Below are 23,650 nucleotides of genomic sequence, written 5' to 3'. Positions count from 1 at the left end.
CCTGCTGTCGTCGATCAGGGCCGGCCCTTGGGGGAGGGCCGGCCCTTTTCCTTCCCGACCGGCGAGGGGCTAGAACGCGCCCGGGAAGGCGCCGCCGTCGATCAGGATGTTCTGGCCCGTAACGTAGCCCGCGTGGCGTGAGCACAGGAACGCGCAGAGCTGGCCGAACTCCTCCGGATCGCCGAAGCGGCGGGCCGGCACCAGCGAGCGGCGGCGTTCCGCGACCTCCTCCTCGGTCCGTCCGGTGAGCCGCGCCTCCGCGGGGAAACCGCCGCGCAGTCGGTCGGTGTCGAACATGCCCGGCAGGATCGCGTTGATCGTCACGTTGCGGTCCGCCACGGTTCGGGCGACGCCCGCCATGAAGGCGGTCAGACCCGCGCGGGCCCCGCTCGACAGGTCGAGGCCGGTGATCGGCGCCTTCACGGAGGCCGACGTGATGTTCACGATGCGGCCGAAGCCGCGCTCCGCCATGCCGTCGATCACGCGCTGGATCAGCTCGATCGGCGTGACCATGTTGGCCACGACGCCGTCCAGCATCGCCTCCCGGTTCAGCTCGCGGAAGTCCTTCCGGGGCGGTCCGCCATTGTTGTTCACGAGGATGTCCGGCTGCGGCGCCGCCTTCAGCAACGCCTCCTGGCCCTCAAAGGTCGACACGTCGCCCACGACCGCGATCACCTCCGCGCCGGTCTCGGCGCGGATCTCCGACGCGGTGCGTTCGAGGCGCGCCCCATCGCGTCCGTTGATCACCACGCGGCAACCCTCGGCGGCGAGCGCCGTGGCGCATGCTCGACCGAGCCCTTTGCTGGACGCGCAGACGATCGCAGTGCGGCCGGCGATGCCGAGATCCATTGTTCCTCCCCGCGCCGGCTTGCGGCGCCTCCGATGCGAAAAAGCCGGCCACATGGGCCGGCTTCTCTGTCTCACGGCCGGTGAAGGCCGATCAAACGCCGCCGTGGCGGCCCGCCATGAAACCCTCGAACTCCTCGCGCTGCGCGGCTTCATCGAACGCGCCGCGCTTGGCGCGGAGATGCGCCTCGAAGGCTTCGGTGGTTTCGTCGATCTTCCGGCGCTCTTCGTCGAGGCGGCGCATCTGGGCTTCGCGCCAGGCGTCGAAGGCGGCGTTGCCGGTCGGGCGGCGGACGCCGGCGCTCTTGGGCGCAAACTCGTCCCGGAAATTACGGCTCATGTCCTCGGCTGCGCGCCGGAACTTGGTCAACGCCCCGTCTCCGCCGCGCGCCCAGGCCATGATGCGTTCGCCCCAGAGGACATAGGCGATCATCGCCAGGCCGAGCGGCCAGAACACGACGAAGCCAATGACGGTCAGCGCTATGGTGAGCGCCGTCCAGCGATGCGGCACGCCCGGAATGGCGGCTACTTCGTCGGCATAAGGGTTCGAGGTCATCGCAGTCTCCAGAGAGGCCGCGGAAGGAGCGGCGGCCCGGTCGCCATTTAGTTGGCCATACCAGGAAACCGCTTCAAGAGGCTCGCGACGACGATCGCTGGCGCCGCGCCGGCGCCGCGCCATCTGTCACACAAAAGCGTCGCGGGTCGCAGCCCGACGGATTGTCATACGATTGAGACGAAGTTGACCTATTCGCGCCCATGGAAACGCAACGCGTCACAGGAGGAGCGCATTTTGGACGAGCCTGAGCCTCGACGCTTCAGAGCCTTGTTCCTCTCGGACTTCCATCTCGGCACCAAGGGCTGTCAGGCCGAGATGCTTCTCGAGTTCCTTCGGGCGCACGACGCCGACACGATCTACCTCGTGGGCGACATCGTGGACGGCTGGCGCCTCAAGCAGACCTGGTACTGGCCGCAGAGCCACAATGACGTGGTCCAGAAGCTCCTCCGCAAGGCTCGCAAGGGCGCGCGGATCTTCTACGTGCCAGGCAACCATGACGAGTTCCTGCGGAAGTACTGCGGCTCGCACTTCGGCGGCATCGAGGTGCTCGAAAGCGTGATCCACGAGACCGCGGACGGACGCCGCTTCCTCGTCATCCACGGCGACGTGTTCGACATGGTGGTGCGCCACGCCAGATGGCTCGCGCTGCTCGGCGACTGGGCGTACGAGACGGCCCTCATCCTGAACGCCCACCTCAACGTCCTGCGCCGCCGGCTCGGGCTCAGTTACTGGTCGCTCTCCGCATGGGCGAAGCTGCGCGTGAAGAACGCCGTGAACTTCATCGGGCGATTCGAGGAGACGCTTTCAGCGGAGGCGCGCAAGCAGCGGGTCGACGGCGTCATCTGCGGCCATATCCACCACGCGACCATGCATGACATGGCCGGCGTCGCGTATGTGAACACCGGCGACTGGGTTGAAAGCTGCACCGCGGTCGTCGAACATCACGACGGACGCTTCGAGCTCATCCGCTGGGCCGAACGTCGTTCGATGACTAAGCCGGCGCGCGAGGCTCCGGCGGGCTCCGGCCTCCGGGCAGCCTGATCGTCCGCCGAGGCAGGGAGAGCCGCGAGCATCAATGCGCGTTCTGGTCGTCACCGACGCCTGGCGGCCGCAAGTCAACGGCGTCGTGCGCACGATCGAGCATCTGGTCGCGCATGCGCCGGCCTTCGGGGCCGAGATCGATCTGCTGACCCCGGACGCGTTCCGCACAGTCCCTCTGCCGACCTATCCGGAGATCCGGCTGGCGCTGGCGAGCGCGGCCAGAGTGTCGCGGATGATCGAGGAGAGCCGGCCCGATCACGTCCACATCACCACCGAAGGGCCGCTCGGGCATGCCGCGCGTCGCGCCTGCCTTCGCAGCGGACGCGCCTTCACGACGAGCTACCACACGCGGTTCCCCGAATATGTCCGGCGGCGCGCCCCCGTGCCGGAGTGGCTGACCTACGCCTGGCTGCGCCGTTTTCACAATGCAGGCGACGGCGTGATGGTCGCCACGGAGTCGCTGGCGCGTGACCTCGAGCGGCATGGCTTCAAGCGACTGATGCGCTGGACGCGGGGCGTCGACGCGCAGCTGTTCCGGCCGCGCCCCGGCGTCGACGTCTTCAATCTGCCCCGCCCGATCTTCCTCTATGTCGGGCGCCTCGCGCCGGAGAAGAACCTTGCGGCCTTCCTCTCGCTCGAACTGCCCGGCTCGAAGGTGGTGGTCGGGGACGGACCTTCGAGGGACGAGCTTGAACGGAGATTTCCGGATGCCCGGTTCGTCGGCACGCTGGAAGGCGAGGCGCTCGCGGAGGCCTACGCCTCGAGCGACGTCTTCGTGTTCCCGAGCCGCACCGACACGTTCGGCATCGTCATTCTTGAGGCGCTGGCAAGCGGCCTCCCGGTAGCGGCCTATCCGGTCACCGGCCCGGCAGACATCCTGCAGGGCGAAGCGGCCGGCGCTCTGGACGAGGATCTCGGGGCGGCGGCGCTGCGGGGGCTTTCCGCATCCCGCGACGAGGCGCGGGCTCTGGCGCTGCGCCACAGCTGGGAAGAAGCGGCCAGGTTGTTCGTCGAGAACGTCCGCGCCGTGCTGGCCCGCCATGGGTCATGCAAGCGGTCCCCGGAAAGCTAGGCGAAGAGGATCGCCTTCTCCTCTTCGGAAAGGTCGTCGAGAAGGGACGGCATCCATGCGGCGGGCATCCGGGGCGCCGCCGGCGGCCGCGTGGAGGCTCCGGCCGCGGAGTCGTCGTCGGGGTCGAAGCGCGCGAAGCTCGGCGTCTCGAGCCTGCTGGAGGTGGCCAGAAGTTCCGCCAGAGGGGCGTTCGCCGCTACGGCGGACCCGACCTGCTGCTGCGGCCGGACAGGCGCATTCGGGCGGAAGACGACCGGCGCCTCATCGTCGTGGCGGGCGGCCGCGGCCTTGGATTGTCCCGGGTCGTCGATCGCATCGGCGCTGACCACCGCCTGAGGATGGTCGGCGTCCTCCTCCGAGTCGTGATCCGGCGGGCTCTCGATCTCCGGGGCAGGGGCCAGAAGATCGATGAGGTGGCCGTTTACCGACACGGAGCAGTCGGATCTCGGTTCGGCCTCGACGCCTGCGTCAGACCAGTCCGCCGCGAGGTGCTCAGGGGCGCCCTCCGCGGGCTCTTCTACGTGAGCCAGGAAGTCGTCCGGCTCCCCGGCGGCGATCGCCTGAGCGACGGAGCGTTTCGCAGCCGAGGGCTCGACCTCGCTCAAAGCCAGGGCGACAAGACGCTCCAGGCGCTTCAGCTGCCGCAACGCGCGCGCCACCGGCTTGCCCGCGCCGGCCTGCTTGAGCTCGTTTCGCAGAAGCCGGGTTCGCTCGCTCGCGGCGCCCAGCAGGTGAGCCATACGGCCGGCGTCCGCCTGCGGCGCCTGCTGCTGGAAGCGACGCTCCAGTTCGGAAAGCGCGTCCAGGATCGCGGCGGTGTCGGCCGCGCGGTTGCGGCGCGCATACTCCGTCAGGAACCAGCGACCCCGCTCCGTCTCCATCACGGCGGCGGCGATCGCCTCATAGTCGTCCGAAGAAAAAGGCGGCTCTGTCATGACGACCGGACTCCCGACGTTCAGCGCTTCAAGCTTCAACGCCGCAGTCGGTCATCTAACGGCCTTTCCCCGTGCACGAAAAGCCGTGTCGTTAACGAATTGTTACGTCATCCCCAGAGCGCCCGGGTGGGCGGATGGAGCAGGCTACCTCGGTAGACCAGGCCTTCCGGACAATCGCGGGCGAGCAGGAGAGGTCCGTCGAGGTCTACGACCGCGGCGCCCTGAGCGACAAGGACGGCGGGCGCCATCGCGAGCGAGGAGGCGAGCATGCAGCCGACCATCACGAGGAGCCCGTCCGCCCGCGCCGCTTCCGCCATGGCGAGCGCCTCCGTCAGTCCCCCTGTCTTGTCGAGCTTGATGTTCACGGCGTCGTAGCGGCCGGCGAGGCCCGACAGGCTGGCCCGATCATGCGCGCTCTCGTCGGCGCAGACCGGTATCGGCCGCGCGATGTGGCCGAGGACCGCGTCCTCGCCGGCCGGCAAAGGCTGCTCGACGAGCGTCACGCGCGCGGCCGCGCAGGCCGCGAGGTTCTCGGCCAGGGCGTCGTCGCGCCAGCCTTCGTTGGCGTCGACGATGAGTTCGGCCGCGGGCGCTGCGGCGCGCACGGCCGCCAGCCGCGCGGGGTCGCGCCCGTCGCCTGCGCCGAGCTTGATCTTGAGCAGCGGCCGGTCCGCCGCGGCCTGCGCGGCGCGCGCCATCGCCTCGGGCTCGGCAAGGCTGAGCGTGAACGCGGTGACGAGCGGCGCAGGCTCGGGAATGCCCGCCAACGCGGCGACGCTCATGCCGGACCGCTTCGCCTCCAGGTCCCAGAAAGCGCAGTCGAGCGCGTTGCGCGCCGCGTCCGCGGGGAGCCTCGATTGAAGCGCCTCGCGGCCAAGGCCCGAGGCGATCTCGGACGCGAGAGCGTCGATCTCGGATTTTACGCCATCCGGCGTCTCCCCGTAGCGGCCATAGGGGCGGCACTCTGCGCGTCCGCGGTGCGCTCCGTCAGACAGTTCGACGACGACGGTCACGACTTCGCTCACGGAGCCGCGCGCGATCGAAAAAGCGCCGGCGACCGGCCAGCGCTCGATCCGGGAGGCGAGGGTGATCGGCAACGCTAGAGCTCCCTCCGCGCGTGACCGCAAAGAGGACTCACGAGAACTCCGCCAGAAGCCGGTCCACGATCGGCGCCACGCCGAAGCGGACGGGATCGGAGACCGGAAGGGCGTGCGCCGCCCGAGCGGCGTCCAGCGTGGCGCGCGCCTCGTCCTCCGGCAGCGCCGCGGTGTTGATCGCGATCCCGACGCAACGGATGTCCGGATTGGTCAGACGTCCGGCCGCGATCGTCTCGTCGATGACGTCGGAGATCGTCGGCAGGGGGAAATCGACATTGCGCATCGTGGTCCGGGTCGGCTCGTGACAGACCACGAAAGCGTCCGGCTGGGCGCCGTGCAGCAGGCCGAGCGTGACCCCGGCGAAGGACGGATGGAACAGAGACCCCTGACCTTCGATCACGTCCCAGTGGTCCGGCGCGGCTGCGGGCGTAAGCCATTCGGCCGCGCCTGAGATGAAGTCCGCCACCACCGCGTCGATCGCGACGCCGCGGTCGGCGATCAGCACCCCGGTCTGGCCTGTCGCCCGGAACTCCGCGTCGAGGCCGCGCGCCCGCATTTCGGCCTCAAGGGCCAGCGCGGTGTATTTCTTGCCGACCGAGCAGTCGGTGCCGACCGTCAGCAGTCGCCGCCCCGGCCTTTTCACGCCCTTGCCGGTCGCAAACCGCTGGTCGGAGCGCCGGACGTCGTGCAGGCGACGGCCGTGCGCGCGGGCGGCCTCCGCGACGCGCGGCAGGTCGCCCAGACGTTCATGCAGGCCGCTCGCGACGTCGAGGCCCGCCTCCAGCGCGGCGACGATCTGGTCGACCCAGTGCTCCGGCAGCGATCCGCCTGCGTTCACGACGCCGATGACCATCGTCCGCGCGCCCCGCGCGACCGCCTCCTGGACGTCGAGATCCGGCAGGCCCGTGTCCGCCTTGCACCCCGGCAGCCGGATCTGGCCGACGCACCAGTCGCGTCGCCAGTCGACGATGCCGGTCGCGGTCTTCGCCGCAAGCGCGTCGGGAGCGTCGCCTAGAAACAACAGATAAGGCTTCGTGATCTCCACCAAGGTCTCCGAAGGGGCGGTCGCCTCGACAGGACGCGACGCGGCTGAGTATTACGAGCGGGGCGCTGACCGGCAAGGCGTCGCGATTACAGGCGAATCCGGGTGCAGGTTGCGGAAGACGTCGCGGATCTGAAGGTCGAGGCATTCGACGACGGTCTCGTGCTGACGCCGCTTGGCCCGTGGACCGCCGAGACCGGCGATCTGCTGCAGCCGAAGATCGACGCCGTCGATTTCTCCGTCGCGAAGAGCAAAACCGTCGCGTTCGACCTGTCCGGCCTCGAGCGGCTCGACACGGTCGGCGCGTTGCTCATCGAGCGGATGCGGCGCGCCGCGGAAGACGCAGGAGCGACGGCCGAGCTTCACAATGTCCGGCCCCAGCATGCGCGCCTCATGGAGGCTCTGCGCGGGCGGGGTCAGGATGCGCCGCCTCCGGAGCAGCGCGACCGTGGCGTGGTGGCCTGGCTCGCCCATTTCGGCGAACGCGTCGAGGCGGCCGGCGCGGACGTCTCGAAGGGCCTCGGCTTCCTCGGCGCGGTCGTAGTCACCACCGGGCGGATGATCATCGCGCCCTGGCGGTTCCGCTTCACCGCCTCGGTGGCGCACCTCGATCGGGTGGGCCTTCAGGCGGTGCCGATCATCACGCTGATCTCTTTCCTGGTCGGCGCCATCGTCGCCCAGCAGAGCATCTTCCAGCTCCGCAATTTCGGCGCGACCCTGTTCGTGGTCGACCTGCTCGGCATTCTGGTGCTGCGCGAGCTCGGCGTGCTGCTGACCGCCATCATGGTCGCCGGCCGGTCCGGCTCCGCCTTCACGGCCGAAATCGGCTCCATGAAGATGCGCGAGGAGATCGACGCCCTGAGGACGATGGGCCTCGATCCGATCGAGGTGCTGGCCATGCCGCGCCTCACGGCGTTGCTGATCGCGATGCCGCTGCTGTCCTTCCTGGCCGCGATGGCGGCCCTGCTGGGAGGCGGGCTGGTGGCCTGGGGCTATGGCGACATCACCCCGATCACCTTCCTGCAACGGCTCAAGGACGCGCTGTCGCTGCAGACCTTCTTCGTCGGAATCATCAAGGCGCCCTTCATGGCGCTGGTGATCGGCCTGATCGCATGCACCGAAGGAATGAAGGTGAAGGGCTCGGCCGAGTCGCTCGGTCAGCGGACGACGTCTTCGGTGGTGAAGTCGATCTTCGTCGTCATCGTCCTCGACGGCTTGTTCGCGATGTTCTTCGCGGCGATAGGCATATGATGAACGACGCCCCCGCTGATTCCGCCCAGGGCCGCTCCGGCCAGGAGGAGCTCGTCATCCGCGTGCGCGATCTCGTCGTCGGCTTCGGCGAGCGCAACGTCATCGACGGCATGGACATGGACGTGCGCAAAGGCGAGATCCTGGGCGTCGTGGGACCGTCCGGGACCGGAAAGTCGGTCTCGCTGCGCGCGATCATCGGGCTGACGCCGAAGCGCGCCGGCAAGGTCGAGGTGTTCGGGGTCGATCTCGACGAAGCGACGGACGAGGAGCGGCTCGGGATCGAGCGCCGCTGGGGCGTGCTGTTCCAGCAGGGCGCGCTGTTTTCGTCCCTCACCGTGCGTCAGAACGTCGAGATGCCGCTTCGCGAGCACACCAAGCTCAGCCCCAAGCTGCGGGAGGAGATCGCGCGGCTGAAGATCGATCTGGTCGGGCTGAAGCCGGACGCCGGCGACCGGTTCCCCTCCGAGCTTTCCGGCGGCATGATCAAGCGCGCCGCCCTGGCGCGCGCTCTGGCGCTCGATCCCGACATCGTGTTTCTCGACGAGCCGACCGCGGGGCTCGACCCGATCGGCGCGAACGCGTTCGACCGGCTGATCATGACCCTGAAGGAGACCCTGGGCCTGACCGTCTATCTGGTGACCCACGACCTGGACACGCTGACCACCGCCTGCGACCGGATCGCCGCGCTCAAGGGCGGAAAGGTTCTGGCGATCGGCCCGATGTCCGAGATGGTCAAGAACGACGATCCCTGGATGAAAGAGTATTTCCGGGGCGAGCGGGCGCGCGCCGCCGGCATTGGCGCCACGGCGGCCTGAGGCGAACCGGACAGATGGAAACCCGCGCGAACCACGCCCTGATCGGCGCCTTCACCCTGGCGGTGATCGCCGCCGCCTTCGCCTTCGTCTGGTGGTTCTCCGACATCGGCCAGAACCGCGACCGTGCGATCTATCGCATCCAGTTCCCCGGCGCCGTCTCGGGCCTGACGCCCGGCTCCGCAGTGCTGTTCAACGGCATCCGCGTCGGCGACGTGGTGGACCTGAACTTCGACCCGCAGGACCCCGCCAAGGTCATCGCGCGCGTGGAGATCGCCAAGAACACGCCTGTGCGCACCGACACGCGGGCCCGGCTCGAGATGACCGGTCTCACGGGCGGGGCGGTCGTGCAGCTCACCGGCGGCTCGCCGACCGCGCCGGCTCTCCCGCTCGTCACGACGAAGGACGGCGACCCGAACAACGCGCCCGTGCTGATCGCGGAAGCCTCGGCGTTCCAGGACATCCTGGAGGGCGCGCGCACGGTGCTGCAGCAGGCGCAGACCACGTTCGGCGACATTCAGGGCCTGGTAGGCAACAGCCGCGGCTCGATCGAGCGGTCTTTGCAGAACGTCGAGACGTTCACGGCGGCGCTCGCCGCGAACTCGGGCGACATCAAGGGCTTCATGCAGAACACCGGCGTCGCCGCGCGCCAGATCGGCAATCTCGCCGACAGTCTGGTGCCGCTGGTCACCGACGTTCAGAACCTCGTCCGCGCGGTCGACGTCAACAAGGTCGACCAGACGATGTCGAACGCGGTCGCCTTCACGGATTCGCTCAAGAACGCCGGCCCGAAGGTCGATCAGGCGATCGGCGACGTGGCGCAGCTGGCCGAACAGTTGCGCGGCGCCGGCTCCCGCGTCGAGGACACCCTCAAGCAGGTTCAGGCGATCGTGGCCGCGGTCGACCCCAGCAAGGTCAACGCGTCCGTGGACCGGTTCACCGCCGTGCTCCAGTCGATCGACCCTGCGAAGGTCTCCAGCGTGATCGACAACGTTCAGAACGCCTCGCGCAACGCCGAGCAGGTCATCGCGGCGATCGACCCCGAGAAGGTGAATCGCGCCGTCGACGGCGTCGCAGGCCTCGCGACCTCGATCGACGGTCCGACGATCAACCGCACCGTGGCGAGCATCGACCGCGCTGTCTCGGCGATCGACGGCGACAAGATCCGCTCGACCGTCGACAACGTGAACGCCTTCGCCGAAGCGCTCGGCCGCAACGCCCAGAACGTGGACCAGATCGTCGCCGACGCCCGCAGCATCGCCTCGCGGCTGACAGGCACCGCCGACAAGCTCGACGGACTGCTGGACGACGCCCGCAAGGTCGTGGGCGGCGGCGAGGCGCAGGGCGCGATCGCCGACTTCCAGAAGACCTCGCAGGCGATCCGCGAGCTGGCGATCAAGCTCGAGAGCCGGACGGCCGAGATCACGGCGGGCGTCACGCGTCTGTCGAATTCGGGCACGCGCGACCTTTCGGCCTTCGTCGCCGACAGCCGCCGCACGCTGAACAATCTGGATTCCGTGATCCAGGAGCTCAAACGGAACCCCCGCCAGTTCCTGTTCGGCGACAGCGGCGGCGTGCCGGAGTATCGCGGTCGATGACAAGGACGCTGCAGGTGAACACGAGCGAAACGACGCCGGCCGCGCGCGGCGCAGCCGGACCTCGCGCGTTGCGGGCGGCGGCGCTGCTCGCTGGCGCGCTTGCGCTTTCGAGCTGCACGAGCCTGCTCGCAGGCGGCTCCCCGCCGACGACCTTCGATCTCTCGGCGCCTCGCAATGTGCCGGACGCGGGACGCGGGCGCGGCAACCTGGTGGTGGGCGAGCCGGCCGCCGTGGCCGTGCTCGACGGGCAAAGGATCGCGGTTCACCCGAAGCCGGGCGAGGTGGCCTATCTGCCGAACGCGCAGTGGTCCGACCGGCTCCCGAAGCTGATGCAGGCCAAGATCATCGAGGCTTACGAGAACGCCAACCGGCTCGGCTCCGTCGGCCGGCCGGGCGACAGGCTCTCGGTGGACTACCAGCTCGTGACGGAGCTCCGCTCCTTCGACGTCGATGCGACCTCGGGCCTCGCCAAGGCGGAGCTCACCGCGAAGATCGTCAATGACAAGACGGGCAAGATCGTCGCCGCCGAAGTGTTTACGGCCCGCCGGCCGCTGAACGCCGCGATCGCCGGTCCGGCCGCGGCTCGCGCGCTCGACAGCGCGCTGGATGAGGTGCTGACAGCCCTCGTCGTCTGGACGGGCCGCCGCATCTGACGGAGCGGCCGCCACGGCGGCCGCAGCTGAGCTCCGCCGCGCTCCCGGCCGAGCGCTCTCCATGTCCTTTCTTCAGATAGCTCCCGACATGAAAAGGGCGCGCGGATCCCGCGCGCCCTTTCTCGTCTCTGGGACCCTCTAGCGGGCCCCTTGCTCGCGCCGGGGCGCGGCCCCGATCCCCCCGGGAGGTTCCGGGGAGACCGAGCCGGCCGCGCCTACTGGCCGAACTTGCCGGCCGCGTGGGCGAGCATCGTGTAGACCTTGCCGGTCTCCGAGGTCAGGTAGGTCTGGGCCAGCGCGTCATCCCGGCCCTGCGGCGCCACCTCGTCGAGCAGCCGCTCGAACTCCTCGACATAGCGGTCGACCGTCGCGTGGAACTCCGGATCGCCCGCATATTTGCGCCGGATCTCCTCGAAGGTCTGCTGGCCCTGCAGCGTGTAGAGCCTGCGCGTGAAGACGTTGCGCTCGCCGCGGCGATAGCGGTCCCACAGCTCGCTGACCGCCTGATGGTCGATCATCCGCGTGATGTCGATCGACAGGTTGTCGAGGGATTCGAGCGTCCGGGAGGGCTCCCGGGCGGCGGCGTCACCGTCGCCCTTGCGAGCGGCGTTCTCCTCTTCCCTCGAAGCGCGCGCGAGCAGGCCGGAAATCCAGCTGCCGCCTTCCTCGGTCGTAGGCTCGGCCGGCCGGGCCTCGGCCGGGCGGGAAGCCCCGGCGGCCTTCGGCTGCGCGACCCGGGCCGGCTGAGCCGGCGCAGGCTTCGCGGCCGGCGCGGGGGCCGGCCTGGCCGCGGCCGGCGCCGCCGCAGGAGCCGGCTGGCGCGGGGCAGGCGGCGCGGCCGGGCCGCGCGCCGGAGCCGCGACGGCCGCCGAGCCGCGCATCACGCGCTGGTCGCGGGCCTCGGCGACGTCGAGGCTGGCGCCATGGCGCGCCGCGATCTCGCCGAGGGTGGTCAGCGCCTTGATCTGCTCGGCCACGACGCGACGGAGCTCGGCTGCGTTCTCCTCCGCCTCCTTCGGCATCTCCAGCACGCCGCGGCGCAGCTGTTCGCGGGTCGCGTCGAGCTCGCCCTGGATCGAAGCGGTCATGGTCCGCATCTCGCGGGTGACCTCGCCGAACTTCGCGCTCGCTTCGCCCAGCATGCGCTGGATGTCGCGCGCGGCCTCCTCGCTCGCCGCCTTCAGGGCTGCGGCCGTCTTCTGCCGCTCGCCCTCGCTGGTCTGGCGGACCTTGTCGAACTCGCCGGCGATCGACTGGGTGGTGGCGCCGACCTGCGCGGCCAGCCCCTCGGCGACGAGCCGCGCGCGCTGTTCGGACTTCGATAGCGCCCCGTCGATCGTGGCGGTGAAGCCCTCGAGCGCCGCGCCGAGCTCCTTCGCCTTGCCGCCGAGCTCTCCGGCCAGCGCGTCGAGGGCGGCGCGCCGTTCCTCGAGCGAGCCGGCGAGGCGGGTCTGCGTGCCGTCCAGCGTCTCGGTGATCTTGCTGATCGCCTGGGTCTGGTGCTCGAGCTGGCGAGCGACTTCGCTGACCCGGTCGAGCACGCTGGTCGAAACCTCGCGCAGCGAGGCCACCTGGCCGCCGACGCGCTCGCCGGTGCGCGTGGTCGTTTCGGCGATGTCGGCCATGATCTCCTCGAAGGCCGTCACGCGGCCCGAGAGGTCGGTCTCCACCGCGCCGAGCTTCTTGGCGGCGACGTCGAGCAGGCCCTGCAGCGAGCCATTGGCGTCGGAGAGCTTGCCGAGAGCGTCGGCGAGCTCGGCGGTGAGCGCCGTCTGGGTCTCGGTGAGCTCGGCCACCGCGCGCTTGCTCTCCCGCGAGATCGTGCGGGCGAGGGTCGAGGTCGCCTCGGTGACGGCCTCCTGGAGCTTCTGGCTGGAGCCGTCGAGCTGCTCCACCGCCTTTGCGGTTTCGGCGCCGAGCGTCTCGCCAAGCCGCTGCGAGGTGAGCCGCAGTCGGTCGGCGACCTGGCTCAGATTCGCGACCGCGGACGCGCCGCGGGTCTCGAAGGTCGTGACCAATTCGCCGTTCAGACCCTCGATGGTTTCGCGCAACGCGTCGCCGCGGGCGCCGAGCAGCTCGACCAGCGCGCTGGAGCGCTCGTCGAACGCGTTCGCGACCGTCTCGCCGACGCTCGCGAGTTCGCGGGTGACCTCGCCGCCCTGACGGCTGAGCCGATCGAGCAGGCCGGAGCCATTCTGGTCGAGCGTCGCCGAGAACTCGGCGATGCGGGAGCTGAGCGCCTCTGCGGTCTCGCCGGCGAGCCGTGCGAGTTCGGCCTCGACGCGGCCGGAGACCTCGCCGAGCGCCTGCGAGACGCCCTCGATCTTGCCGCTGATCCGTTCGGCGACGCCTGCGCTGCGCTCGTCGAGCGCCGCGCTGACGGAGTCGAGGCGGCCCAGAACCGTCATCTCGAAGCGGGCGATGCGGGTGTCGAGCGTGTCGCCCACCTCGACCGCCTTGGCCCCGAGGGCGCGGTTGACCGCCTCCGCCTTGCCGTCGAACGAGGCGACGAGATCGTCGGTGCGCGCCGACAGCGTCGCGGCGAACTCGGACGCCCGCTGCGCGAGCGCGGCCGCGACCGTGGTGGAGCCTTCGCCCAGCGTGCGGGCGAGTTCGAGCGTCCGCTGCGCGAGCGTCTCGTTGAGCGTCCGCGTCCGCGAGCTGAGCCCGTCGTCGATGCGGGTGATCCGGCTCTCGAGCGACAGCGCGAGGTCGCCGAGGCGGGTCGCCATCTGGTCGTCGAACGAGTTGAACCGGTTCGCCAGCAGAGCGTCGAGATCGGCCGCGCGGCTCGCGAAGGAGTCGGCCCGTTCCGCGAGCGTCCGCTCGAGCTCGGAAGCCTTGGCGTCGAAGCCCGCGACGTGGACCGCAACCGAACGGGTCAGCTTGACCGCGCGGTCGTCGAAGCTCTCGAAGCTCTGCGCCACGGCGGAGCCGATAGCGCTGGCGCGCTCGCTCAGCGTGGCGATCCGCTCGTCGAGCGTGCCGTCCAGCGCGCCGATGCGCTCCGAGAAGGTCGAGAGCCGCTCGCCAAGCGCTCCGTCGAGCGTCGAGACGCGCGCGTCGAAGGCGCCCAGCCGCTCGCCGATGATGCGGTCGAGCGTGGCGATCTTGCCGTCGATCTTGCCGATCTGCGCGCCGACGGTTTCGTCGATGGCGCTGACCTTGGTGTCGATCGAGGCCACGCGGCCGGCCATGGCGCCGTCCAGCCTGGCGATCTGGTCGTCGAGCAGGGTGACCCGCTCGTCGAACGAGCCGATCTGGCCAGCGATCTGCTGCCCGACCTGCTCGATCCGCTGGTCGAGGTTGGCGACGTGCTGACGCGAGGCGTCGTCGAACGCCACGATCCGCTCGTCGAAACCGCCGAGCCGCGCCTCGAGCGCCTGGGCGACGCGGCCGGTCTCGTCGCCGAGCCGGCGGGCGGCCTCGGCGACGCGATCGGAGACGACGTCCCCGAAGCGATCGCCCTGTTCGGCCAGCTTGCGCTCCGCCTCGCCGACGCGTTCCGCCAGGAGCTCGGCGAAGCGGCCGCTCTCCTCGCCGAGACGCTCCACGAGACCCGGAGCGCGCTTGTCGAGCGCCTCTTCGAGACCGGTCAGATAGCCGGCCAGCGACTGGGTGAGGGCCCCGCCGCGTGCGGCGATCGCATCGTTGAAGGCTTCCGCCGCCATGGTCAGCGCCTCGCCGACCTTCTCGCCGCGCCGTGCGACGGTCGAGTCGATCTCGCCGACCACGCGGTCGAGCTGTTCGCGGATCGCGGAGACGCGAGCGTCCATCAGGCCGCCAAAGTCCGCGACGGAGTCCTGCAGCGTCGAGCGAGCCGCGGCTGCGCCGTCCTCGAGCCGCTGAGCCACGTGCAGGGCGGCGTCGCCGAGCATGCGCTCGGCGTTGCTGATCTCGCCCGCGAGGCGGTCGCCGAGGGTCGCGCCGGCCTCGTCGAAGCGGCTCTCGAAGGTGCGGATGCGCTCCTCGAAGGCCGATCCGGCGCGGTCCTGTGCGGCCACGAAGGCGGCCTCGGCCTCGCTGGCGCGGGCGCCGAGGGTCTCGAACAGCCGGCCTTCGGCGGTCGCGAGGCGCTCCTGCAGGTCGCCGCCACGCACGACGATCGCGTCGTGGATACGCTCGGCGGTGTCGCTGATCGCGATCGTGAGCTGGCCGCCGCGCTCGGCGATGATGTCGCCCACAGCTGCGCCGGTGGTGGAGAGGCGCTCCTCGAAAGCCCTGAGCTTCTGGTCGACGCCGGCCCCGATGCGGTCCGTCGCCGCCCCGAACGCCGTTTCGGCCGCGGATGCGCGCGCGTCGATCTTGGCGGAGAGGTCGTCGCCCGCCGCCGCGAGCCGGCGCTCGAGATCCGAGCCTCGCTCGACGACGATCTCGTGGATGCGCTCCGCGGTTTCGCCGAGCGTGTCGGCCAGGGCCCCGCCGCGGTCCGCGATGATGTCGGCCACGGACGCGCCGGTGGTCGAAAGCCGCTCCTCGAACGCCTTGAGCTTCTCCTCGACGCCGGAGGTGATGCGCCCGGTCGCGGCCCCGAAGGCCGCCTCGGCGTCGGACGCGCGGGCCGCGATCGCCTCGCCGAGCCGCTCGCCGCTGACCTTGAGCCGGTCCTCGAGCTCGCCGCCGCGGACGACGACGACTTCGTGGATGCGCTCGGCGGTGTCGCCCAGGTTGTTCAGCAGGATCGCGCTGCGCTCGGAAAGCACGTCCGCGATGGTCACGCCCGCGGATTCGATGGTGTCGCGGACCTCCGCAGCGCGGCCGTCGATCGCCGCCACGATGCGCGCGCCGACGGCGTCGAAATCGCCCTCGATCGCGTCGCCACGCACCACGATCGCCTCGTGCACGCGGTCGCTCGCGCGGGTGATGCGGGAGGCGACATCCTCTCCCTGGGCTTCGAGCAGCGACGCGATGCGCTCCCCGTCCTCAGCGAAGCGCCGCTCCAGCTCGCCGCCATGCAGGACGATCGCCTCGTGCATCCGGGCGCTCGCCTCGGTGAGGCGCTCGGCAAGATCGCCGCCCTGCAGCGTGACGTCGCTCGCGACCTTCCTGCTGGTCTCGTCGAGCCGACGAGTGATGTCGCTCCCGCTGGCGGACAGCGCCTCGACCGCGCGGTCGCTCGCCGCGCGCAGCGTGCCGGAGACTTCCTCCGCCCGCGCCGCGAGAGCCTGCTCGACCTCGGAGCCGATGGCCCGGAAGCCGGACGCCGCGTCGTCGGTCTTCTCGGAGAGCGAGCGCAACACGAGCTCCGCACGCTCGGCGAAGCTCTCGGTGAGCTGCTGGCCGGTGCGCTCCAGCCCGTCGTTGAACAGCATGCCGCGGGAGGCGAACTCTTCCGAAACGCGCGCGGCCGCCGCGACGAAGCGCTCGATCGCGCCGTCGCCGCGCGAGCCGAACTCCTCGGTGACGGAGGACGCAGTGCCGCTGAGCGTCTCGACCAACTCGCGCGAGCGCGCTCCGAGAGCGTCGATGATGTCGCGCGAGCCGGAGTCGATCGAGCCGTGGAAATGGGCGCCGGCGTCGGCCAGCGCCTCCGTGACCTCGCGGGCACGGTCCGAGAGGGTCTCGAGCAGTTCGGTCGAGCGCTCCGAAAGATCGGAATCGATCCCGCCGCGGGCTTCGGACAGAGCAGCGGTGAGCTCGCTCGTGCGCAGGGCGAGCGTTTCCAGAAGCTCGCGCGAACGCTCGGAAAGGTCGCGATGGAAGTCGCGGCCGGCGGCTTCGACCGACGAGGTGACGTCGCCCGCGCGCTCGATGAAGGTCTGCGCGAGATCCGAGCCGGTCCGGTCGAGATGCGAGATCACGGTCTCGACGCGTTCCGCAAGCTGGTCGGAGATCGAGCCGCCGACGCGGTCGATCTGGGCCGCCACGGCCTCGCCGCGCGCGGCGAGTGCGCTGATCGCTTCGCCGCTGGTGCGTTCGATGCGCTCGTCGAACTCCGCGCCCGTCGCCTGCAGACGGTCGGTCAGGAGCGTCGTGCGCTCCTCGATGGAGCGGATGATGGCGTCGCTGGACTGGCCAAGGGCTGAGCGCGCCGCCTCGGCGCGCTCGTCGAGCGTCTCGACGATGCGGCGGCCGGTGTCGTCGAGGTCGCGGGCGACCTCCGCGCCGCTCGACGCCAGACGCTCGATCATCTCCGCGCCGCGGCCGCCGATGGCGGCCAGCATGTTCTCGCCGGCCTCTTGGATCGCGAGCGCGATCTCGGAGCTCTTCGCGTCGAGCTCGCTCGTGACCTGGGCGCCGGAATTCGTGATGTTGGCGGCCAGAAGGCTCGCCGCCGCGTTCAGGTCGCGCGCCAGAACGTCGTGAGCGCCCGCGATCGTCTCGCGCAGGCGCTCGGCATTGCCGTCTATGGCCTCGCGCTGGGCCTGGATGTCCGCGATCAGGGTGCGCACGCGCACCTCATTGTCGTGGAAGGAGCGCTCCAGCGTGGAGACCTCGCCGCGCACCAGCGACTCCAGATCGCCCGCGCGGCTGACCGCGCGCTCGATGCCGTCGCCCATCGCGGCGACCTCGCGGCGAACCGCCTGACCGAGCGAAGTGATCGCCTCCGAAGACGTGGTGTCCGGTTCCGCGAGGCGCAGCGCGACCTCCGTCATGGAGCGGGCGACCAGCCGCATCTCCTGGGCGCGCCACGACATCATCGCGAGCATGTAGAAGAACACGATCGGGGCTGCGACGCCGAGGAAGGCCGCGGCGAGCTGCGCCTGAACCGCGCCGTCGGCGAGGTTGGTCTCGGGCCGGCCAAGCCCCAGCACCCCGAACACGTAGATCGCGCCGAGGCCGGCCCACACGAGGGAGGCGACCGTCGCGAGCACGAAGGGCGCGCGCGAGGGCTTGCGCTGCAACGCGTAGACGATGTGCGCGAAGGAGCGGGCGTCGTCATTGGCGGGGGCGCGGCGGCCGGAACGGTCCGGGGCCGGGCGCTCGGGGGAGATCGGGGGCAGGGCCGGCTCGGCGGGCCGCGCAGGCGCCGGTTCGACCGGCTCCACGCGACCTCTCGCGGTCGTCTCCACAGTGGCGTTCGCGCGAGGCGCGACGAGGTTCAAAGCCTCCTCGATCGCCGAAAGGGCCGCTTCCGCGGGATCCTTAGCCTGATTGACGTTCGCCATTTTCGGTCGCCTCGCGTCCGTACACCGTACCAACCGGTCGCTTTGAGGAGATCGTCGCCGTCAGAATCAGGTCTCGGCCCAGACACTTGTCGAGACGAGCTAAGATTCCTCCGAGGATCGGTTCCCCCCTCCGTTCAGGCTTGCGCCAGCCCGAACGGCATTTCCGCAGCGGCGATGCTAACGAGCATCACCTGCTAAGAGAACCTTGGAATCCGGCGAATGGCAAACGTCGTTAACGGCTTGTTCACCATCTTCGATGCGGCGGACGCTCCGGAGCGGGTCCGCGAGTCTCCCGTCGGGACGGCTGGGGCCGTTCAGGCGACGCCCAGCTTCTTCTGAAGATTGCTCGAGGAGGTCGTGTACTGGAACACGATGCGCCTCTCGGGATCGATCCGGCGCGCCGCGGCCTGCGCCATCAGCGCCGCCTCGTGGAAGCCGGACAGGATGAGCTTCAGCTTGCCCGGATAGGCGTTGATGTCGCCGATGGCGAAGATGCCGGGCGTCGTGGTCTCGAACTTCTCGGTGTCGACCGGAACCAGGTTCTCGTTGAGCTGGAGCCCCCAGTCGGCGATCGGCCCGAGCTTCATGGTCAGGCCGAAGAACGGAAGCATGTCGTCGGCGGCGATCTCATGGGTCGAGCCGTCGTCGCGCTTCACCCGCACCGCTTCGAGGACGCCGTTCTCGCCGATCAGTTCGACGGCCTGTCCGAGCGTCAGGTCGATCACGCCGGCGTCGACCAGGGCGCGCATCTTGTTGACGCTGTCCGGCGCCGCGCGGAAGGCGTCGCGCCTGTGAAGCAGGGTGACGCGCGCCGCCAGGGGGGCGAGGTTCAACGTCCAGTCGAGCGCCGAGTCGCCGCCGCCCACGATCAGGACGTGGCGGCCCCTGAACGCCTCCATCCTGCGCACGGCGTAGTGCACCGATTTGCCCTCGAACGCCTCGACGCCTGGGATCGGCGGACGCTTCGGCTGGAAGGAGCCGCCGCCCGCGGCGATCACCACGACCTTCGTGTCGAACCGCTCGCCGCCATTGGTGCTCAGGAGGAAGCGGTCGTCGGGCAGCCGCTCGAGCCCGGTCACCATCTCGGAGAAGTGGAAGGTCGGCTGGAACGGCTTGATCTGCTCCAGAAGATTGTCCGTGAGCTGCTGGCCCGTGACCACCGGCAGCGCCGGAATGTCGTAGATCGGCTTCTCCGGGTAGAGCTCCGCGCACTGGCCGCCGGGCCGGTCGAGGATGTCCACGACATGCGCCCGGATATCGAGCAGGCCGAGCTCGAAGACGGCGAAGAGCCCGACGGGGCCGGCTCCGACGATGACGACGTCGGTCTTGATGGTTTCAGTCATGAGCGTCCGGGAGAAGCTGGCGGGGGGCGGCGAGCGTGCTCGCTACGCCCACTATAGCGTCGGCCGGACGACGTGGAACCTCGTCGCAGGTCAGGCGTGCGCGAGGCGCCGCTCCCGGACAGGGCTGGAGACGGTCATGGCCGCGAGGTCGTCGAGCGGGGCCGTCGCGGCGATGACGCGATTGCGGCCGCCGGATTTCGCGGCGTAGAGCGCGACGTCGGCGCGCTTCAGGGCGTCGTCGATGCTCTCCCCGCGCCGCCACTCGCCTGCGCCGAAACTGCAGGTGACGGTCAGGTCCGGATCGATCTGCGGCAGGCTCGTGGCCGCGACCGCGACGCGCATGGCCTCGCAGAGCGAGGCGGCGTCCTTCACGGAGCATCCCGGCAGCAGAACGCCGAACTCCTCGCCGCCGAGCCGTCCCACGATGTCGGCGGCTCCGCGCGCGAGGCTCGCGACCGCCTGGATCGCGATGTCGCCGGCGGCGTGGCCATACGTGTCGTTGATCTGCTTGAAGCGGTCGATGTCGAAGATCGCGACCGCGTCCAGCGCGTCCGGCGCCCGCGGCAGATCAGCCGCCGCTTCGAAGAAGGCGCGCCGGTTCAGCGCGCCCGTGAGGGCGTCGATCGTCGCGAGGCGGATCAGTTCGCTCTGCATTCCTGCGACCCGCGAGGCGACGCGGAGCCGGGCGAGGAGCTCTTCGGGGGCGGGGGGCTTGCCGATGAAGTCGTCGGCCCCGCTGTCGAGCGCCTCGATGATGGTGCTGCGCTCGGAGGATGAGGACATCACGAGCACGTAAAGCGGCCGGCGCGAGCCCGCGAGCGCCCGCGCCTGCCGGCAGAGCTCAAGGCCGCTCATGCCGTGCGGCTGGAGACTGGTGAAGAGGGCGTCGATCGCGAGATCGGCCCGGATGTGGGCCAGGGCCGCCGAGGCGTCGGTGAACAGGATCGTGTCGTGGCCGGCTTGCTCGAGCGGTCCGGCGACCAGCCTCAGCACGACTCTGCTCGGATCGACGATCACGATCTTCAACGCTCAGCCCCCGCCGTATGCAGGAGCCATGTTGCCGTGCAAAACGATAATGCCGGGTTTATCGCAACAGCGAAGACTCAGCCCTGCCGCTCGGGCGTGGAGACCACCAGCCCGTCGAGCTCGGGCGTGATCTTGATCTGGCAGGAGAGGCGGCTGGTCGGCCGGACGTCATAGGCGAAGTCCAGCATGTCCTCTTCCATCGGCTCGGGGCCGCCGACCTTCTCGGTCCACTGCTCGTCGACATAGACGTGGCAGGTGGCGCAGGAGCATGCGCCGCCGCACTCGGCGTCAATGCCGGGAATGTCGTTGCGGATCGCCGCCTCCATGACCGTGGAGCCGGGCTCGGCCTGGACGGTGCGCTGTTCGCCCGCCGGATCGATGAACGTGATTTTCGCCATGAGTCGTCGCCGCAGGAGGAATGCGCCGACGTCCCCGCTCGCCGCGGCGCGTCGGTCGCGCGCCGGCTGTCTAGAACGTTTCTCCCGGACGCGCCAGAAAGGCAGGCGCATCCGGCGCAGGCAGGATCAGGAAGGCTGGGGGATCAGCGGTCGAGGCCGAAACGCAGCTCGATCGCGGAGGTCACCTCGGCGACGGCTTCCGCCAGCTCGGCCAGGGCCTTGCCGGTGGGCTCGCCGGCCTTCGCCGCGCGCTCGAGTTCGTCCGCCGCGAAGGCGACCCGGCTCGCGCCGACGCCGCGGGCCGAGCCCTTCAGCGTGTGCGCCACGTCGGCCCGCTCCGCAGGATTCGTCAGGTTCTCGAACCGGAAAAGCAGGATCCTGGCCTGACGACGGAAGAGCTCCAGGACCTCCCGCTCGAGCGAGCGGTCGCCCATCGTCTGGCGGTTGAGATGAACGACGTCGATCGCAGACGCGAAGGAGCCGCTGGCACGTTGCTCGTATTGTTCCATGATGCTCGACATGATGACTGACGCTCCGGACCCGCCGTTACGCCGCGGGTCGTCCCTTAACTGCTGCGCTTCGCTGTTGTCGGAAGTTGGGCGCCCAAGGTTCAATAACCGCTACGAAGTTTTTCAGGGTTGAGCGTGGCTTCCGGGTCACGGTCGAAGTCTTGCGCACGGGCTTTGAACTCATACCGAACGGGACGTTCATCCGGCGTTCACCGCGTCGCACAAATAGGGAGCGCGCGGAACGGTTTCCAACTGGTGAAGAAATAGGGTTGAGGAATCGGCCTGCGGCGCCCACTTCGCTTGCGCGCGGCGACGCCTCGCGCCGCCGCCGGGAAGGAGCCTCATGCGCCGTCTGATCCTGTTCCGCCACGCCAAGGCCGAGCCCGCCGACGGATCCGGTGATCACGGGCGTCGCCTCGTCGAGAGCGGGCGCGCCGACGCGGCCCGGATGGGTCGCTGGCTGGCGGAGAACGACCTGCGCCCGGACGCAACGCTCTGCTCGACCGCGGCGCGGGCGCGCGCCACCTGGGAACTCGCCAGCGAAGCGTTCGCGAGCGCTCCGGAGGTTCGGTTCGAGGAGGGCATCTACGGGGCCTCGCCTGGATCGCTGCTCGCCCTGACGCGGAGTGCGGGCGATGAGGTCGGAACGTTGGCGATCGTCGGCCACAACCCGGGGCTCGCGCAATTCGTAGAAATGCTTGCGACCAAAGACTCCCGGGTCGCTTCACAAGAACATGTGGAGGCTTTGCCCACCGCCGGCGTGGCAGTGCTTGAGCTCTCCGACGGAGGATGGAGCGCCACAGCTTTCGGCGGCGCCCGGCTGGACAGGATCGTCACGCCTAAGACTTTGGGCGAGGGCGGCGAATGAAGTTTGAAGGCCTCCTGGACGAGGCGAGGATCGTAGCCCGCAGTCTGGCGGAAGCGGCCGCCGGCGCTCTGGACCCGACGATACGGCTTGGCGTCACCGGCCTGTCGCGCGCCGGAAAGACCGTGTTCCTGACCGCGCTCGTCCAGGCGCTGGTCCATGGCGGCCGCCTTCCGGCCTTCAGGGCTTACGCGCAGGGCCGACTGGCCGGAGCCCGGCTCGCGCCGCAACCGGACGACGCGGTGCCCCGCTTCGAGGTGGAGACGCATCTGCGCGCGCTGACCGGGCCCGACCGGTCGTGGCCGGAATCGACGCGCCGCATCTCGGAGCTGCGGGTGATCGTGGAGTTCGAGAGCCCGGGCCTGTTCGGCGGCACCCGGGCGGGGCGGCGGCTAACGCTCGACATCGTCGACTACCCGGGCGAGTGGCTGCTCGACCTTGCGCTGCTCGGCCAGGATTTCCGGACCTGGAGCGCGCGGACGATCGCGTCCAGCGACGGCCCCACGCGAGCGCCCATCGCCGCCGCCTGGCGCGCGCATCTGGCGACGCTCAATCCGGCGGGGCCGGAGGACGAGAGCGCCGCGCGGGAGGCCGCAGCCCGCTTCACCGCCTATCTCCGCGCCGGTCGCGACGAGCGGGTCGCCCTCTCCACGCTGCCGCCCGGCCGGTTCCTGATGCCGGGCGACCTCGAAGGCAGCCCCGCCCTGACCTTCGCGCCGCTCGCGCTTCCCGAAACCGGCGACGCGCCTTCGGGCTCGATGTGGGCGATGATGGAGCGCCGTTACGAGGCCTACCGCTCCCACGTCGTGCGGCCATTCTTCCGCGACCACTTCGCGCGGCTGGATCGTCAGGTCGTGCTGGTCGACGCGCTCGCCGCGCTCAACGCCGGCCCGGAGGCCGTCGCGGATCTGGAGACCGCGCTCACCGACGTGCTTTCAGCGTTCCGCCACGGCCACAATTCCTGGCTGTCGAGCCTGTTCCGGCCGCGCGTCGACAGGCTGCTGTTCGCCGCCACCAAGGCCGACCATCTGCACCACACGAGCCACGACCGGCTCGAGGCGATTCTCCGGCGGCTGGTGGGGCGGGCGATCGAGCGCGCCGAGTTCGGCGGCGCGGCGGTGGATGTCGTCGCGCTCGCGGCGGTCCGCGCGACCCGCGAGGCGAGCGCGCGGCAGGGCCGAGACGAACTGCCGGTGATCATCGGCGTGCCCGAGAAGGGCGAACGTTCCGGCGACCAGATCTTCGACGGCGAGGAGGAGATCGCGGTGTTTCCCGGCGACCTCCCGGCGGACCCCGAAGTGGCGCTGCGCAGCGGCGGCTATCGCGGTCGCGCGCATGATGAAGCTGGAGGAGACCTGCGCTTCATCAAGTTCCGCCCGCCGCTGCTCCCGGTCTCGGAGCGTCCGCCGCAGCTGCCGCACATCCGGCTCGACCGGACCCTGGAATTTCTCATCGGCGACGCCCTGAAGTGACCGAGCACAGCGGTTTTTGCACGCG

At 70.1% G+C, this 23,650-nt stretch carries 18 protein-coding genes; 8 read left to right on the top strand and 10 right to left on the bottom strand.

What is annotated here, in order from left to right; genetic code table 11:
• Positions 1–69: 69 nt before the first annotated feature.
• Both GGR24_RS05645 and GGR24_RS05640 read right to left on the bottom strand, forming a co-directional pair.
• Complete coding sequence (locus GGR24_RS05645) at positions 70–849, bottom strand: SDR family oxidoreductase (RefSeq protein ID WP_183394262.1); 780 nt, start codon at positions 847–849, stop codon at positions 70–72.
• Between the two features lie 91 nt (positions 850–940).
• On the bottom strand, positions 941–1,402 hold the full coding sequence (locus GGR24_RS05640; RefSeq protein ID WP_183394261.1) for a DUF2852 domain-containing protein: 462 nt from the start codon (positions 1,400–1,402) through the stop codon (positions 941–943).
• Between the two features lie 231 nt (positions 1,403–1,633).
• Between GGR24_RS05640 and GGR24_RS05635 the strand changes: the two genes are divergently transcribed.
• Together GGR24_RS05635 and GGR24_RS05630 are read left to right on the top strand one after the other, a co-directional pair.
• Positions 1,634–2,443 (top strand): UDP-2,3-diacylglucosamine diphosphatase, encoded by an 810-nt coding sequence (locus GGR24_RS05635; protein ID WP_343066215.1) that lies wholly within the window; start codon positions 1,634–1,636, stop codon positions 2,441–2,443.
• Between the two features lie 34 nt (positions 2,444–2,477).
• Positions 2,478–3,515 carry a glycosyltransferase family 4 protein gene (locus tag GGR24_RS05630; RefSeq protein WP_183394259.1) on the top strand — a complete coding sequence of 346 codons (1,038 nt, stop codon included), beginning with the start codon at positions 2,478–2,480 and terminating at the stop codon, positions 3,513–3,515.
• On the opposite strand, the gene GGR24_RS05625 is transcribed toward GGR24_RS05630, so the two are convergent.
• The 3 genes from GGR24_RS05625 to dgcN all read right to left on the bottom strand — a co-directional run bounded on the left by GGR24_RS05625 (position 3,512) and on the right by dgcN (position 6,592).
• Positions 3,512–4,450: a serine/threonine-protein kinase gene (locus GGR24_RS05625; protein WP_183394258.1), complete on the bottom strand. Its 939-nt coding sequence runs from the start codon at positions 4,448–4,450 to the stop codon at positions 3,512–3,514. The two genes, GGR24_RS05630 and GGR24_RS05625, sit on opposite strands and share 4 nt — an antisense overlap.
• Positions 4,451–4,557: 107 nt before the next feature.
• Entirely contained in the window at positions 4,558–5,547 is a 990-nt protein-coding gene (gene dgcA / locus GGR24_RS05620; protein WP_183394257.1) for an N-acetyl-D-Glu racemase DgcA, read from the bottom strand.
• 37 nt (positions 5,548–5,584) lie between these two features.
• The gene (dgcN, locus tag GGR24_RS05615; RefSeq protein WP_183394256.1) at positions 5,585–6,592 is read right to left on the bottom strand and encodes an N-acetyltransferase DgcN; all 1,008 of its coding nucleotides are present in this window, start codon (positions 6,590–6,592) and stop codon (positions 5,585–5,587) included.
• Between the two features lie 102 nt (positions 6,593–6,694).
• Between dgcN and GGR24_RS05610 the strand changes: the two genes are divergently transcribed.
• The 4 genes from GGR24_RS05610 to GGR24_RS05595 are packed head-to-tail and all read left to right on the top strand — an operon-like array spanning position 6,695 to position 10,903.
• Positions 6,695–7,840, top strand: coding sequence for an MlaE family lipid ABC transporter permease subunit (locus GGR24_RS05610; RefSeq protein ID WP_343066202.1), 1,146 nt, complete (start codon positions 6,695–6,697; stop codon positions 7,838–7,840).
• A complete protein-coding gene (locus tag GGR24_RS05605) occupies positions 7,840–8,655 on the top strand; it encodes an ABC transporter ATP-binding protein (RefSeq protein WP_183394503.1) in 816 nt (271 codons plus the stop codon). The genes GGR24_RS05610 and GGR24_RS05605 overlap by 1 nt, the downstream gene beginning before the upstream one ends.
• A gap of 14 nt (positions 8,656–8,669) precedes the next feature.
• Positions 8,670–10,250, top strand: a complete 1,581-nt coding sequence (locus GGR24_RS05600) for an MlaD family protein (RefSeq protein WP_183394254.1) — start codon at positions 8,670–8,672, stop codon at positions 10,248–10,250.
• Positions 10,251–10,264: 14 nt separating this feature from the next.
• Complete coding sequence (locus GGR24_RS05595; RefSeq protein ID WP_343066201.1) at positions 10,265–10,903, top strand: ABC-type transport auxiliary lipoprotein family protein; 639 nt, start codon at positions 10,265–10,267, stop codon at positions 10,901–10,903.
• A 215-nt stretch (positions 10,904–11,118) separates the two neighbouring features.
• Here the strand turns inward: GGR24_RS05595 and GGR24_RS05590 are convergent, their stop codons facing one another.
• The 5 genes from GGR24_RS05590 to GGR24_RS05570 all read right to left on the bottom strand — a co-directional run bounded on the left by GGR24_RS05590 (position 11,119) and on the right by GGR24_RS05570 (position 21,300).
• Positions 11,119–18,012 (bottom strand): apolipoprotein A-IV repeat region-like domain-containing protein, encoded by a 6,894-nt coding sequence (locus GGR24_RS05590; RefSeq protein ID WP_183394251.1) that lies wholly within the window; start codon positions 18,010–18,012, stop codon positions 11,119–11,121.
• A gap of 314 nt (positions 18,013–18,326) precedes the next feature.
• Positions 18,327–19,355, bottom strand: a complete 1,029-nt coding sequence (locus tag GGR24_RS05585) for an NAD(P)/FAD-dependent oxidoreductase (RefSeq protein ID WP_183394249.1) — start codon at positions 19,353–19,355, stop codon at positions 18,327–18,329.
• Positions 19,356–19,445: 90 nt separating this feature from the next.
• Positions 19,446–20,372 (bottom strand): GGDEF domain-containing protein, encoded by a 927-nt coding sequence (locus tag GGR24_RS05580; RefSeq protein ID WP_343066214.1) that lies wholly within the window; start codon positions 20,370–20,372, stop codon positions 19,446–19,448.
• Positions 20,373–20,458: 86 nt separating this feature from the next.
• Complete coding sequence (locus GGR24_RS05575; protein ID WP_183394247.1) at positions 20,459–20,779, bottom strand: 2Fe-2S iron-sulfur cluster-binding protein; 321 nt, start codon at positions 20,777–20,779, stop codon at positions 20,459–20,461.
• Between the two features lie 143 nt (positions 20,780–20,922).
• Positions 20,923–21,300, bottom strand: a complete 378-nt coding sequence (locus tag GGR24_RS05570) for an Hpt domain-containing protein (RefSeq protein WP_183394246.1) — start codon at positions 21,298–21,300, stop codon at positions 20,923–20,925.
• Between the two features lie 331 nt (positions 21,301–21,631).
• Here GGR24_RS05570 and GGR24_RS05565 point away from each other — a divergent pair, with 331 nt between their 5' ends.
• Positions 21,632–22,156, top strand: coding sequence for a SixA phosphatase family protein (locus GGR24_RS05565; RefSeq protein ID WP_183394245.1), 525 nt, complete (start codon positions 21,632–21,634; stop codon positions 22,154–22,156).
• Positions 22,153–23,625 (top strand): YcjX family GTP-binding protein, encoded by a 1,473-nt coding sequence (locus GGR24_RS05560; RefSeq protein WP_183394244.1) that lies wholly within the window; start codon positions 22,153–22,155, stop codon positions 23,623–23,625. The genes GGR24_RS05565 and GGR24_RS05560 overlap by 4 nt, the downstream gene beginning before the upstream one ends.
• Positions 23,626–23,650: the final 25 nt, after the last annotated feature.

Origin of the sequence: Hansschlegelia beijingensis (assembly GCF_014196425.1) — a bacterium.
Taxonomy (GTDB): Bacteria; Pseudomonadota; Alphaproteobacteria; order Rhizobiales; family Methylopilaceae; genus Methylopila; species Methylopila beijingensis.
Note: the sequence above shows the minus strand (reverse complement) of the source record. Positions and strands in the feature narration are given on the sequence as shown.